This window comes from Candidatus Symbiopectobacterium sp. 'North America' (assembly GCF_015762685.1).
Taxonomy (GTDB): domain Bacteria; phylum Pseudomonadota; class Gammaproteobacteria; order Enterobacterales; family Enterobacteriaceae; genus Symbiopectobacterium.
On record NZ_PEHF01000049.1, the window covers coordinates 40,326 to 54,171 of the forward strand.

Sequence of the window (13,846 nt, forward strand, 5' to 3'; positions counted from 1 at the left end):
TTTCCTTATCGACGATGGCCATAGGCGCGTGGCTGGGTAAAGTAATCGATGAGCGGCACGGTAATATTCGCCAGCAATACCGCAAACGCGATGCCATCCGGGTATCCGCCGTCGGTGCGGATCAACCACACCAGCAGCCCAATCAGTGCGCCAAACAACAAGCGCCCTTTGTTGGTGGTGGAGGCCGTCACGGGATCGGTGGCGATGAAGAAAGCACCGAGCATGGTGGCACCGGAGAACAGGTGCAGCAGCGGTGGCGCGGCTTTTTCCGGCATCAATATCCAACCAAGCGCGGCACACAGCAGCAAAGAGAGCAGCATGCTGACGGGAATATGCCAGCGAATGGAGCGGGTCAATAATAACAGGATGCCACCTGCAAGGTACGCCAGATTGACCCATTGCCAGCCCACGCCAGCCAGGCTATCGGCAAAGATCGGGTGTTGCAACACTTGAGCCGGTGTTTCCCCGGCACGCAAGCCGGTTTTGAAGCCATCTAACGGCGTGGCCTGGGTAATGCCATCAATGTTCTGCATGAGTCCCTGAATGTGTAAACCCGCATCGGTTTTTCCGGTGAAAATCACATGCAGAGCATCAACGAAGGTGACCGGTGCCACCTGTAGCGTGCTGGGCGGTAGCCAACTGGTCATCTGGACCGGGAAGGAAATTAACAGCACTACGTAGCCAACCATGGCCGGATTAAACGGATTGTTTCCCAATCCGCCATAAAGTTGCTTGGCGATCACGATAGCGAAAAAGGCGGCAAGCACCACCATCCACCACGGCGCCAACGGGGGCAAGCTGACACCGAGCAGAATGGCGGTTAACAGTGCTGATTGATCCGCCAGCGTGGTGCGTACTGAAAATTTCCTCAGTGACAATGTCACTGCTTCCGCTGTAAGCGCTGTGACCGAGGCGAGGGCGATTTGTATCAAGGTGCCGACGCCAAAAAACAGGGTCTGGGTAGCGATACCGGGCACACAGGCGAGTATTACCCACAGCATGATGCGCTGTGTGCGCTGATGGTTATGGGTAAAAGGCGAACTTGCGATCTTGAAAGCCATCTATTCCTCGTGAGTGTGGATTAACGCCTGTTCGGCTTTACGTGCTTTAACGCGGGCAATGGTTGCGGCAACGGCGGCTTTGCGTGGGTCACTCAGATCAGGTACAGGTTCCGCTTCGGGTGCTGGCGTGGTGACACCTGCTGGGGTGATAGCTTCCGGTGCCTGCTGCACAGCTTTTTTAGCTTTAACCCGAGCAATAGCCGCTGCTACCGCAGCCTGTCTTGGATCCTCAGGCACGGCAGCAACCGGTTGGGATTGTTCATCACCGGCCTGCATCCGTTGCTTCTCGCGCGCCTGGGCTTTTCGCGCTTCGCGTGCAGCGATGACCGAGCTGTTATCCGGCGTTTGGTCAGGATTTATCGCAATGGCAGCAAGCGGTTCCGTAAGCGCATTTTTGCTGCGCACGCGCTCCAGCTTAGCCTGAACGGCCTGTTTATCCGTGGTGGACACCGTGGCAGCCGCTTGCTGATGACGCCGTTCACGCGCCGCTTTTTCTCGCTCCAGACGCAACTGTTTCGCATCAAAACGCGCTTTAGCCTGCTGCGCCCGCGATGCCTCAAGATCGATAGCGCGGATTTCAGCCTTTTCCTGGCGGTAGTATTGCACCAACGGAATATTGCTTGGGCAGACATAGGCACAGGCACCGCATTCAATACAGTCAAACAAATGGTGCGCGCGCGCCTTTTCATGCTCCTGACCGCGGCTGAACCAGTAAAGCTGCTGTGGCAACAGCCCTGCCGGGCAGGCGTCGGCGCACTTACTACACCGAATGCAGGATTGCTCTTCCTCTGGGGCCTGCATTTCGTTCACTGACGGAGCAAGAATACAGTTGCTGATTTTGACAATAGGAACGTCAAGCGCGGGCAGGGTGAAGCCCATCAGCGGTCCGCCCATGATCACCATCGGGGTTTTGTTTTCGGCATGAAACCCGGCCTGCTTGAGCAAGTGGCGCACTGGTGTGCCGAGGCGTGCCCAGACATTGCCCGGTTGGCGCAGCGCTTCCCCGGTCAGGGTCACCACCCGCTCCGTCAAGGCTTCGCCGTCGATCACCGCGCGTTTAATAGCATAAGCGGTACCGACGTTTTGTATCAATACACCGATGGAAGCGGAGTGTTTGCCAAAGGGCACTTCTTTGCCAGTCAAAATCTTGGTGAGCTGCTTGGCACCGCCGGAGGGGTATTTGGTGGGAATGACCCGTAACCGAATGTCTGCGCGATCGGCCAGTGCGTGGCGCAGCGCCTGAATGGCTTCCGGCTTGTTGTCTTCAATGCCAATCAAGGTGCGTTCTGGTGAAAGTAAATGCATCAGGATCTCAATCCCTTGCACAATTTCACGGGCGTACTCTTGCATCAACCGGTCGTCGGCGGTGATATAAGGTTCACATTCGGCGGAGTTGATGATCAACGTTGCGATGCCGCGTAGCCCACCCTTGAGTTTGGCCGAGGTCGGGAAGCCTGCGCCGCCCAGGCCAGCGATGCCAGCCTGATGTAAATGCGCGAGTAGGGTATCTATCGAATGCTGCTGATAATCAGGCAAACACTGGCGATCGCACCAGCGATCTTCCCCATCCGGAATAATAATGATGCTTAACTCGGGCAAGGCCGAAGGATGTGCCGTCATGTGTGGACGGATAGCGTTGACCGTGCCGGAGGTAGGGGCGTGTACCGGCAGCATACGTCCTGTGCCGCGTGTCAGGGGTTGACCGCGCAGTAAGCGATCTCCTACGTTCACGCAGAGTTCGCCTTCCGGTCCGAGATGCTGTTTCAGCGGAATAATAAACTGTTCCGGCAGCGGGATGTGACGCATCGGCACACGGCTGGATTGGGTTTTCATCTCCGGTGGATGAATGCCACCGTCGAAATCCCAAATTCTCTCTTTACGAAACAGATTTACCAGCTTAAACATGATGTTCTACTTGGATAAGGCGAACAGGAATGGTCTCGAGATTCCATTTCCAGTTGGACGTCGTGGTGGCTACCGGGCGCAGTTCGATGCAATCTGTCGGGCAAGGGGCAACACACTGGTCACAGCCGGTACAGAGATCGCTCACCACGGTGTGCACTGCGCGGGTAGTGCCAATAATGGCATCAACCGGGCAGGCTTGAATACATTTGGTGCAGCCGATGCAGTTGCTTTCGTCGATCCAAGCCACTTTGAGAGCCGGTTGCAGATCCGCTGTGTCACCATCGAGCGGCTGCGGGTCAATATTGAGTTTCTCGGCCAGCTTCAACATCATCGCCTCACCGCCGGGACCGCATTTGTTGATGTGCTCACTGTGCAACGCTACGGCTTCAGCGTAAGGGCGGCAGCCCGGATAGCCGCATTGGCCACATTGGCTTTGCGGCAACATTGCTTCGACCTGTTCTACAATGGGGTCGGCATCAACGTGAAAACGGCGCGAGGCAAAACCAAGAATCAAGCCGGAAACCAGCGCCAGCACACTCAACGCGGCAATCGCAATCCAAATGGCATTCATTAGAATTTCACCAACCCGGTAAAGCCCATAAACGCGAGCGATATCAACCCAGCGGTGACCAATGCAATCGATGAGCCGCGAAACGGCGCGGGTACATCCGACACGGCAATGCGTTCACGAATGGCGGCGAGCAACACCATAACCAGTGAAAAGCCAGCGGCAGCGCTGAAGCCATACACCGTTGATTGCAGGAAATTGTGTGACAGGTTGACGCTGATCAGCGCAACACCCAGTACGGCGCAGTTGGTCGTGATCAACGGCAGGAAAATCCCCAGCAGGCGATAGAGTTCCGGGCTGGTTTTGCGCACAGCCATTTCGGTGAACTGCACCACGACCGCCAGAATCAAAATAAAGGCCATGGTACGCAGGTAGACGATGCCCAACGGCAGCAGCACGTACTCGTTGACCAGCCAGGAAAACATCGAGCCGAGCGTCATGACGAAGGTTGTTGCCAACCCCATGCCAATGGCGGTTTCCAATTTCTTGGACACGCCCATAAAGGGGCAGAGCCCGAGAAATTTCACCAGAACAAAATTGTTCACCAGCAGCGTGCTGACGAAAAGAAGTAGATAGTCGGTCATTACCATGCCTAAAAAACAAAACTGGACTATTATCCGGCATTGTAAGGCTTTCGACAACACACCCAAAATAGGGATATTCACCAAAAGCGGATATTTACCCCGCAGTTGGCAGGGCAAACCGTTACAGTGAAAGCCTTTTGAGCAAGTAACGCAAGGCAAGAACGAACAGGCCGTATAGAAAACGACCCGTTGTCAGGTGTTAAAGCACGAAACGCCAGACGGATTTGGGAATGCAACCGAGGTCGTACAGTTTTCCACCCGTAGAAAACTCGGCACGGCGGTGGTCGGCAGCGCGCGACATATTGATAATCTCCTTATTATCCGTCAGAGAATAATTTAAATGGTCGTAGAGTTTTTCCAGGCTGTCCAGAGTGTTCACTTTGCGAAACTAGAGTAAGTATTCAGAAGTGGTCATGATTTTTGTTTAATAATTATGTGGATAGGGTATTTCAGTATATGCCAGAGAAAATAGGTGTCTAGCGCAATAGGAATTATGAATGAGAGATGGAACCCGATCTTGGCAATCGGGTTCCTTGCTACCGCTTAGCGAGAAGTGAGTTTGTAGTACATATCATTCCAGCGCAGCGCGTCTTTGAATGCCGGAATGTGGGTTTCGTTATCAATCACCAGCAGTTCGATGTGATTCATTTCTGCATAGAAGCGAAGGTAATCCAGGTCTAACGCCTGACTGAATACCGTATGGTGCGCGCCGCCCGCCAGAATCCAGGCTTCGGCAGCCTCTTCCAGCGACGGTTGCGCCTGCCAGATAGCCCGTGCAACCGGCAGTTTGGGCAAGGGGTGTGGCTGCTCAATGGTATCCACCACGTTGACCAACATGCGGAAACGATCTCCCATGTCGATGACGCTGGCATTGAGCGCTGGGCCGGCCGGGGTGGAGAAGATGAGCCGCGCAGGATCCGCTTTGCCACCAATACCCAGGTGCTGTGCATCCAGTGTCGGTTTCGCCTCTTTGGCGATGCTTGGGCAAACTTCCAGCATATGGGAACCTACCACCAGATTGTTACCGGGGACGAAATGATAGGTGTAATCTTCCATAAATGAGGTGCCGCCCGGCAAGCCTTCAGCCATCACCTTCATGATGCGCAACAGCGCTGCAGTTTTCCAATCGCCTTCGCCCCTAAAGCCGTAGCCTTTTTGCATCGGGCGCTGCACGGACAGACCGGGCAACTGCTTAAGCCTGTAAAGGTTTTCAAAATCGGTGGTGAACGCGCGATAACCGCCTTTTTCCAGAAAACGGGTGAGTCCCAGTTCAATTTGCGCGGCGTCCAGCAGATTCTGTCGGTTAGGGCCGTGGAGTTTGACGGCGTCGGTTAACTGGTACCTGGCTTCATACTCATCGATCAGCGCGTCGATATTCCCTTTGCTGACCGCATCCACTTCGCTGGCAAGATCACCCAATCCCCAGGCGCTGACGGAATAACCGAACTGGATCTGTGTTCCCACCTTATCCCCTTCGGTTACCGTTACTTCCCGCATGTTATCGCCAAAACGCGCCACTTTTAGCTGTTTGCTTTCTGCGATGGCGGCAGCGACGCGCATCCATTTGGCAATACGTTGGTGGGCGTTTTTATCCTTCCAGTGGCCGACGGCGACCTGATGCGATTGGCGCATACGTGCGCCGATAAACCCGAACTCACGTCCGCCATGTGCGGTCTGGTTCAGGTTCATGAAATCCATGTCCATGGTGTCCCACGGGATTTCTGCATTGAACTGGGTGTGGAACTGCATCAGCGGTTTGGTAAGTACGCTCAGCTCGGCAATCCACATTTTAGCCGGAGAGAAAGTGTGCAGCCACACGAGCAAACCGATACAGTTATCCTGATAGTTGGCGTCGCGACACAGCGCCAGAATTTCGTCCGGCGATTTGGCAACCGGTTTGAGCTCCAGTTTTACCGGCAGTCCGGCATCCTGATTCAGCCTTTGTACCACTTTTTCAGCATTCTCTTTTACCTGACGTAAGGTTTCCGGGCCGTAGAGATGTTGGCTGCCAATGACAAACCAGACTTCACGCTGCTGTAAATTCCCCATGATAACTCCTGCTTGTACGTAGCTTCAAAAACGGAAAATAACCGGTGATCAGTTTGTCGCTTTACGCTGCGCAGCATACGCAGGTTCGGCGAGATGACACCACTGTTGATAACGTTCATACAGCGCCTGATAGCGGTCCACCCGAGTGGGATCGGGCGTCAAGGTACGCTCGATGCTGCTGGCCATGTGGCGCTGTGCGGTAGGAATATTAAGGTGTACCCCAGCGGCCACGGCGCCAAAGATAGCCGCTCCCAGTGCGCAGCACTGATCGGACGCCACCACTTGCAATGGCCGATTCATCACATCGGTGCACACTTGCATGATGGTCGGAGATTTGCGGGCGATGCCGCCCAGCGCCAGTAGGTTTTCCACCGGCACCCCTTGAGATTCGAAACATTCCATAAAGGCGGTGGCGGCGATAAATCCGCCAAACAGCACCGAGGCATCCGTACCCAGGTTGAGATCGGTGATCACGCCTTTCAGTCGCTGATTGGCAAACGGAGTGCGTCGGCCGTTAAACCAGTCCAGCATCACGGGCAGATGATCGAGTGAAGGATTGTCCGCCCAGCGTTGGGTCAGAGATTCCAACAGGTGGGCTTGTGTGTGCGCCAACTGTGGCTGAAGTTCGGGATGTTGTTGGACTGCGAGTTGCAACGACCAACCTAATAACCGGCCAAACCAGGCATACATATCGCCAAACGCGGACTGTCCTGCTTCTAGTCCAACAAAACCGGGCACTACGCTGCCGTCGACTTGGCCGCAGATCCCGGCAACCGGCGTGGTCCCCACGCGATCCTCATCAGCGATCAGAATATCGCAGGTGGAGGTGCCGATAACTTTGACCAACGTATAGGGCTGTGCGCCCGCGCCCACGGCACCCATGTGGCAGTCAAACGCACCACCCGCCAGTACGGTGTTGGTGGGAACCCCTAATCGGGCGGCCCATTCGGGAGTGATGGTGCCAACCGGTAAATCGGCGGTCCAGGTGTCGGTGAACAGAGGGTACTGTAAATGGCTGGTCAGCAATGGATCGAGTGCGTGAAGAAAATCTTTTGGCGGCACACCGCCCCAGTCGGGGTGCCACAGCGATTTGTGCCCGAAGCTGCAACGTCCACGTTTTATGTTGTTCGGCGCTTGAGTCCCCGAGAGTAGGGCCGGAACCCAGTCACACAGTTCAATCCAGGATACCGCCGCCTGATGTACGTCGCTGTCGGCGCGCGAGACGTGCAAAATCTTGGCCCAGAACCATTCAAATGAGTACGCACCGCCGATGTATTTGGTGTAGTCGGGGAACTGACCGCTACGACACAACGTATTGATGGCTTCCGTTTCTTCGATGGCAGTGTGATCTTTCCACAGCACAAACATGGCGTTGGGGTTGTCGGCAAATTTCGGGCGTAGCGCCAACACCTGGCCTTGTTCGTCTATCGGGGCCGGTGTTGAGCCGGTGGTATCCACGCCAATGGCGCGGATCTGCATACGCTGCTCGGCGGAAAGTCGCTGCACCACCACCTGCACGGCCTGTTGCAGTGCTTCTATATAGTCGAGTGGATGATGCCGAAATTGATTCTCCGCAGGCAGACAGTAGCGTCCTTCTCGCCACAGTGGATAGTACACCACCTCGGTTTCTAACTCCTGTCCAGATTGACAGTCAACGGCCAGTGCGCGCACTGAATCGCTGCCAAAATCCAGGCCGATTACTATTGCACCCGCGTTCATCGTTCAGCTCCTGTTGTTGCGTCACAGTAGAGGTGTGGATCGCGCTTAAAAGTGCGTGTTGTCATGGGACGGGATAAGCGGGAACGTACATTCCGGATGCACATACCATAGTCAGCAAAAAAGCGCGCAGTGAGGAGGGGTTAGCTGGAAGTATGCATTTTTCTGCCACCTGTCATGGTTTTGTGACATCAATCAAAGGTTAACGGCTGGTTAAATTCGCTAAATCTATGCACAAACCTGTCATTGTTTCGGGATGTGATAATGCTCTAGATTCTTGCGCAAAATACCCGCTACAAATACAGCGTCTGAATGTTGCACTGTGGAGGATAAATACTAAATCCGTGTTTTTTCTCTAACCAGATTGAATGTGTCTTACCGAGAATGATAACGCAGACTGTGGAGAGCAGCCTGTAAAAAAGAGAGCCCCTACCGGAGAACATCATGCATAAATTCACTAAGGTGCTGGCTGCCATCGGACTGGCGACAGTTATGTCACAATCAGCTATGGCTGAAAATCTAAAACTGGGGTTTCTGGTGAAACAACCGGAAGAATCCTGGTTCCAAACTGAATGGAAATTTGCCGATCAGTCCGGGAAAGATCTTGGCTTTGACGTGATTAAAATTGCGGTGCCCGATGGCGAGAAAACGCTGAACGCGATTGATAGCTTGGCGGCCAGCGGCGCGAAGGGGTTTGTTATCTGTACGCCAGACCCTAAATTGGGGCCAGCCATTATCGCCAAGGCGCGCAGCTATGATCTGAAAGTCATAGCGGTGGACGATCAGTTCGTCAACGCCAAAGGTGAGCCGATGGATACGGTGCCATTAGTGATCATGGCGGCGACTAAAATCGGTGAGCGTCAGGGTGAGGAACTCTGGAAAGAGATGAACGAACGCGGCTGGAAAGTCGATGAAACCGGAGTGATGGCGATCACCGCCAACGAACTGGATACCGCACGCCGTCGTACTTCCGGCCCAATGGAAGCGCTGAAAGCCGCGGGCTTCCCGGAAAAACAGATTTATCAGGTTTCAACCAAATCCAACGATATCCCCGGTGCCTTCGACGCCGCCAACTCGCTGCTGGTGCAGCATCCTAAAGTGAAAAACTGGCTGATTGTCGGCATGAACGATAACACCGTACTGGGTGGCGTGCGTGCGACAGAAGTTCAGGGCTTCAAAGCGCCCAATGTGATTGGTATTGGTATCAACGGTGTGGATGCGGTGAATGAGTTGTCCAAAGGGCAAGTCACCGGTTTCTTCGGCTCGCTGCTGCCAAGCCCGGACGTTCACGGCTACAAGAGTATCCAGATGCTGAATGAGTGGGTGACTAAAGGCGTTGAACCGCAGAAATTCACGGAAGTGACTGATGTGGTGTTGATTACGAGCGAAAACTTCAAAGAAGAGTTGAAGAAAAAAGGCTTGATGTAACCATGGTGATACCGCCTCGCTATGAGGCGGTATCGTTAATCGTGTCAACCAATCTTGACTGTGACGACCCCTTGCTTGCAAGGGTGTCCTCGTGTGGAGCACTACGATGGAGCATAACAACATGGCAACATCGTCGCCTTATTTGTCGTTTCACGGCATAGGGAAGATTTTTCCCGGTGTGAAAGCCCTCGATGATATTACTTTTTCATGCCACGCCGGGCAAATACACGCCTTGATGGGAGAAAATGGGGCCGGTAAATCGACGCTGCTGAAAATACTCAGCGGTAACTATCTGCCTTCCTCTGGGGAAGTGCACATTAAAGGTCAGCCAGTCCATTTCGCCAATACCATGGATGCGCTCAATGCTGGGGTGGCGATCATCTATCAGGAATTGCATCTGGTGCCAGAAATGACCGTGGCAGAAAATATCTACCTGGGTCAATTGCCGCACAAGAAGGGCATCGTCAACAAATCCCTGTTACGTTACGAATCCAAGTTGCAATTGGAACATCTCGGACTGGATATCGATCCGGATACGCCACTCAAATACCTTTCTATCGGGCAATGGCAGATGGTGGAAATTGCCAAAGCGTTGGCCCGTAACGCCAAGATCATCGCCTTTGATGAGCCCACCAATTCGCTGTCCGCGCGTGAGATCGAGCAGTTGTTTCGCGTGATTCGTGAGCTGCGCAGTGAAGGACGGGTGATCCTGTACGTATCGCACCATATGGAAGAGATTTTTGCGCTGAGCGATGCCATCGCTGTGTTTAAAGATGGCAAATATGTGCGCACGTTTGACGATACGGCGGCGGTGAATCACGAAATGCTGGTCTAGGCGATGGTCGGGTGCGATTTGGGCGATATCTACGGTTATGCCCCGTGCGAATTAGGGCCGGAGCGTTTTACGCTGCGCGAGGTAAAAGCGCCAGGAGTGAAAAGTCCGATATCACTCAGCGTCAGGCAGGGCGAAATTGTTGGCCTGGTGGGCCTGGTGGGCGCCGGACACAGTGAATTGATGAAAACGCTGTTCGGCGGTACGCGTATTACCGGCGGTGATGTGCTGCTGGATGGCGAGCCACAGACGATTAAAACCCCAATGGATGCGATTCGTCAGGGCATCATGCTGTGCCCGAAGGATCGTAAAGCGGACGGCATTATTCCGGTGCATTCGGTACGCGATAACATCAATATCAGCGCGCGTCGCAAAAGTCTCAAAGCTGGGTTTGTCATTAATAACCAGTGGGAAGAAGAGAATGCGGAGCGTCGAATTCAGGCGTTAAACATCAAAACCCCCTCTGCTGAACAGTTGATCATGAACCTTTCTGGTGGCAATCAGCAAAAAGCAATTCTAGGTCGTTGGCTCTCCGAAGAGATGAAGGTGATCCTGCTGGATGAATCAACGCGTGGCATTGATGTATGGGCTAAGCATGAAATTTATAACGTGATTTATGCGCTGACCAAGCAGGGGATCGCGGTGCTGTTTGCCTCAAGCGATTTGCCCGAAGTGCTGGGACCGGCTGACCGTATCATCGTGATGCGAGAGGGTGCCATTTCAGGCGAACTTTCACACGACGAGGCGAGCGAGCAGAAAGCGCTGAGCCTGGCGATGTTACGAACTCCCGAAATTAACGCTGTGGTCGCGTAAACGCTAAGGAGCACACAATTATGTCAACGTTTACGTCTGCTTCACCTGAAAAAAACAAGCGCGCCGGAGGAATGCCGCGTATATTGGATAACTACGGCATGCTGGTGGTGTTTGCCGTGCTGTTTCTTGCCTGCGCGCTGTTTGTGCCCAATTTTGCTTCCTTTATCAATATGAAAGGGTTGGGGTTGGCTATTTCCATGTCCGGCATGGTGGCCTGTGGGATGTTGTTCTGTCTGGCATCGAGTGACTTTGGCCTATCCGTGGCGTCGGTGATTGCCTGTGCCGGGGTGGCAACGGCGGTAGTAATTAACCTCACCGAAAGCCTGTGGATCGGCGTCGGTGCCGGTTTGCTGCTGGGCGTTGCATTCGGGTTACTTAACGGCTTTGTTATCGAACAGCTCAAAATTAACGCCTTGATCACGACGCTCGCTACCATGCAGATTGCGAGCGGTTTGGCGTATATTATCTCAGATGGTAAAGCGGTAGGGATTGTCGATGAGCGTTTCTTTACCCTGGGTTACGCCAACTGGCTGGGGCTGCCTGCGCCGATTTGGATAACGGTAGTATGCATGATTTTGTTTGGCCTGCTGCTCAATAAAACCACCTTTGGCCGTAATACTCTGGCGATTGGTGGTAACGAGGAGGCAGCGCGTCTGGCTGGTGTACCGGTGGTGCGCACCAAAATCATTATTTTTGCCTTGTCTGGACTGGTGTCGGCAGCCGCGGGGATCATTCTGGCATCGCGCATGACCTCTATCGGTTATGAACTGATCGTAATCTCTGCCTGTGTGCTGGGCGGCGTCTCCTTGAAAGGGGGTATTGGCAAGATTTCTTACGTGGTGGCGGGTGTCCTGATCCTCGGTACAGTGGAAAATGCGATGAACCTGCTCAACATCTCGCCCTTTGCTCAGTATGTGGTGCGTGGTTTGATTTTGCTCGCCGCGGTCATTTTCGACCGTTACAAACAAATGGCGAAGAAAACCGTATAGTGTATCAGTAGTTAGGTGTTTATGGGCTACTCGCCTGATAGAATGCCGGGTAGCAGTGACAATGTCACTTATTGCACTGCTACCTGGTGCTGTTTACACCCGATGATTCCCGGAGGGCCGATGTACCAGCGTATGACGCATGAGTCTCAATCAAACCCATTGCTTCCAGGCTATTCTTTTAACGCTTATCTGGTGGCGGGTTTAAAGCCCATTCTGGCTGACGGGTCGCTTGATTTCTTTATCGACCGCCCGGATGGGATGAAAGGCTATATTATGCACGCTCTACGCTGCATGGTACCAAAGGCAGTTTCATCAAATATGGTCTTGATCCGCAAGAAGATTGTTTGAAGGGCGGTGTATGTCCGCCGCAAACGGATTGGGGGCTGGATTCCCGTCATGGCGTGCTTACATACATCAGAATGGTGTGATGGTCGAACAGGCGGTAACCACGTTGCCCGGTAACTATCCCGCCTATTACGCTGCGGTGCGTGATGCGTTGCAAGGCAAGGGAGAAAATCCGGTGCCCGCCGCGCAGGCGATACAGGTGATGGAGTTGATTGAACTTGGCCTGCTCTCGCATCAGGAACGTCGTGCGGTGATGGTTAAAAACCAATAAGACCGAAATCGAATTGTGCCTTATCATTTCATCTCCTTATGATGCAAGGTTAGTTTCGATTTCGTTGGTATTTCGTTGATAAAGGCGATCGTAAGATTGCCTGTGTTTTTTTCAAAAACAGCAGGTTCCTGTAATGGCTTCATTCTCTCCCTTGTCATGGTTACAACGGCTTCGTATTGATAAATTCTTACTGGTATTGATTGTGGTGGTGCTGACGGCATCGGTTTTTCCGTGCGAAGGTAACGTGAAAACGTTCTTTGAATATCTGACCACGGCAGCTATCGCGCTGCTGTTTTTTATGCACGGCGCAAAACTCTCTCGTGAAGCCATTACCGCAGGCATGGGGCATTGGCGTTTGCATCTGGTGGTGCTCGCCAGTACCTTTTTGCTCTTTCCGCTACTGGGCATGGGGATGAACGCACTGGTGCCTACAGTGTTGACACCGACGCTCTATCTTGGGTTTCTCTACCTGTGTGCACTGCCTGCCACGGTACAATCGGCGATTGCCTACACCTCAATGGCAGGGGGCAATGTAGCGGCTGCCATTTGCAGCGCGTCAGCGTCTAGCATCCTTGGCGTGTTTTTATCTCCGATTCTTGTCGGCCTGTTGATGCACACCCAGGGCGGGCAGACGGATACGCTGCACGCGATTGGCTCGATTATCCTGCAACTGATGGTGCCGTTTGTGTTAGGGCATCTTTCTCGTCCACTGATTGCGGGCTGGGTCGAACGCCATCGCAAATTGATTAATATACTGACCGGTCATCGATTCTCCTGGTGGTCTATGTGGCCTTCAGTGAAGCCGTAGTGTAGTGGATTTGGACACAAATTAACGGCTGGTCGCTGCTTGCAGTGGTCATTTGTTCGATTGTGCTATTGGCGATTGTGCTGGTGGTTAATACCTTGACGGCGCGTAAATTGGGCTTCAATACTGCAGATGAGATCACCATCGTGTTCTGCGGTTCCAAAAAGAGTCTGGCGAACGGTATTCCTATGGCTAATGTGCTGTTTCCTGCGGCCGCTGTTGGCGCAATGGTGCTGCCGTTGATGATTTTTCATCAGATTCAATTAATGGTGTGCGCCGCGTTGGCACAGCGTTATGCCAATAAAAAGGTCAGTGCACAACCGGTGAAACCGGCCCAATAGTTTAGGGTGTTTAGTATTATTCTCAGGCCGGATAATCGTCCGGCCCTAACGCTCTTATTTAGTCAGAATCGTTTTCTGCATTATATCATCGTAAAAATCACCAATACTTCTCAAACGTGAGTTATCTCGGACGTTCTCT

Annotated in this window: 9 protein-coding genes and 4 pseudogenes; 6 read left to right on the top strand and 7 right to left on the bottom strand. The window is 53.2% G+C overall.

Features of this window, described 5'->3' with window-relative positions; translation table 11 throughout:
• Positions 1–5 precede the first annotated feature (5 nt).
• The 7 genes from rsxD to CS369_RS10920 form a co-directional block, all read right to left on the bottom strand.
• Entirely contained in the window at positions 6–1,061 is a 1,056-nt protein-coding gene (gene rsxD, locus CS369_RS10890) for an electron transport complex subunit RsxD (RefSeq protein WP_196907099.1), read from the bottom strand.
• On the bottom strand, positions 1,062–2,966 hold the full coding sequence (gene rsxC, locus CS369_RS10895; RefSeq protein WP_196907100.1) for an electron transport complex subunit RsxC: 1,905 nt from the start codon (positions 2,964–2,966) through the stop codon (positions 1,062–1,064).
• A complete protein-coding gene (gene rsxB, locus CS369_RS10900) occupies positions 2,959–3,537 on the bottom strand; it encodes an electron transport complex subunit RsxB (protein ID WP_196907101.1) in 579 nt (192 codons plus the stop codon). The genes rsxC and rsxB overlap by 8 nt, the downstream gene beginning before the upstream one ends.
• The gene (rsxA, locus tag CS369_RS10905; RefSeq protein WP_196907102.1) at positions 3,537–4,118 is read right to left on the bottom strand and encodes an electron transport complex subunit RsxA; all 582 of its coding nucleotides are present in this window, start codon (positions 4,116–4,118) and stop codon (positions 3,537–3,539) included. The genes rsxB and rsxA overlap by 1 nt, the downstream gene beginning before the upstream one ends.
• Positions 4,119–4,317: 199 nt before the next feature.
• On the bottom strand, positions 4,318–4,497 hold the full coding sequence (gene ydgT, locus CS369_RS10910) for a transcription modulator YdgT (protein ID WP_244664940.1): 180 nt from the start codon (positions 4,495–4,497) through the stop codon (positions 4,318–4,320).
• A gap of 164 nt (positions 4,498–4,661) precedes the next feature.
• Complete coding sequence (gene araA / locus CS369_RS10915; RefSeq protein ID WP_196907103.1) at positions 4,662–6,167, bottom strand: L-arabinose isomerase; 1,506 nt, start codon at positions 6,165–6,167, stop codon at positions 4,662–4,664.
• 48 nt (positions 6,168–6,215) lie between these two features.
• Positions 6,216–7,886, bottom strand: coding sequence for a ribulokinase (locus CS369_RS10920; protein WP_196907104.1), 1,671 nt, complete (start codon positions 7,884–7,886; stop codon positions 6,216–6,218).
• 441 nt (positions 7,887–8,327) lie between these two features.
• Between CS369_RS10920 and CS369_RS10925 the strand changes: the two genes are divergently transcribed.
• The 6 genes and pseudogenes from CS369_RS10925 to CS369_RS10950 all read left to right on the top strand — a co-directional run bounded on the left by CS369_RS10925 (position 8,328) and on the right by CS369_RS10950 (position 13,707).
• The gene (locus CS369_RS10925) at positions 8,328–9,311 is read left to right on the top strand and encodes an arabinose ABC transporter substrate-binding protein (RefSeq protein ID WP_196907105.1); all 984 of its coding nucleotides are present in this window, start codon (positions 8,328–8,330) and stop codon (positions 9,309–9,311) included.
• Between the two features lie 121 nt (positions 9,312–9,432).
• Positions 9,433–10,956: pseudogene (gene araG, locus CS369_RS10930) on the top strand (L-arabinose ABC transporter ATP-binding protein AraG).
• Between the two features lie 20 nt (positions 10,957–10,976).
• Entirely contained in the window at positions 10,977–11,945 is a 969-nt protein-coding gene (araH, locus tag CS369_RS10935; RefSeq protein WP_196907106.1) for an L-arabinose ABC transporter permease AraH, read from the top strand.
• A 120-nt stretch (positions 11,946–12,065) separates the two neighbouring features.
• Positions 12,066–12,224, top strand: a pseudogene (locus CS369_RS10940) (DNA-binding transcriptional regulator AraC); the annotation flags it as partial.
• Positions 12,221–12,561: pseudogene (locus tag CS369_RS10945) on the top strand (Gfo/Idh/MocA family oxidoreductase); the annotation flags it as partial. The pseudogenes CS369_RS10940 and CS369_RS10945, both read left to right, overlap by 4 nt.
• Before the next feature lie 151 nt (positions 12,562–12,712).
• Positions 12,713–13,707 (top strand): annotated as a pseudogene (locus CS369_RS10950) (bile acid:sodium symporter family protein).
• Positions 13,708–13,846: the final 139 nt, after the last annotated feature.

Excerpts from the sequence above, each read along its gene's own strand:
- CS369_RS10920 (WP_196907104.1), bottom strand. The coding sequence starts at position 7,886 with ATGAACGCGGGTGCAATAGTAATCGGCCTGGATTTTGGCAGCGATTCA.
- CS369_RS10925 (WP_196907105.1), top strand. The coding sequence starts at position 8,328 with ATGCATAAATTCACTAAGGTGCTGGCTGCCATCGGACTGGCGACAGTT.
- araH (WP_196907106.1), top strand. The coding sequence starts at position 10,977 with ATGTCAACGTTTACGTCTGCTTCACCTGAAAAAAACAAGCGCGCCGGA.
- rsxA (WP_196907102.1), bottom strand. The coding sequence starts at position 4,118 with ATGACCGACTATCTACTTCTTTTCGTCAGCACGCTGCTGGTGAACAAT.
- araA (WP_196907103.1), bottom strand. The coding sequence starts at position 6,167 with ATGGGGAATTTACAGCAGCGTGAAGTCTGGTTTGTCATTGGCAGCCAA.
- rsxD (WP_196907099.1), bottom strand. The coding sequence starts at position 1,061 with ATGGCTTTCAAGATCGCAAGTTCGCCTTTTACCCATAACCATCAGCGC.
- rsxB (WP_196907101.1), bottom strand. The coding sequence starts at position 3,537 with ATGAATGCCATTTGGATTGCGATTGCCGCGTTGAGTGTGCTGGCGCTG.
- rsxC (WP_196907100.1), bottom strand. The coding sequence starts at position 2,966 with ATGTTTAAGCTGGTAAATCTGTTTCGTAAAGAGAGAATTTGGGATTTC.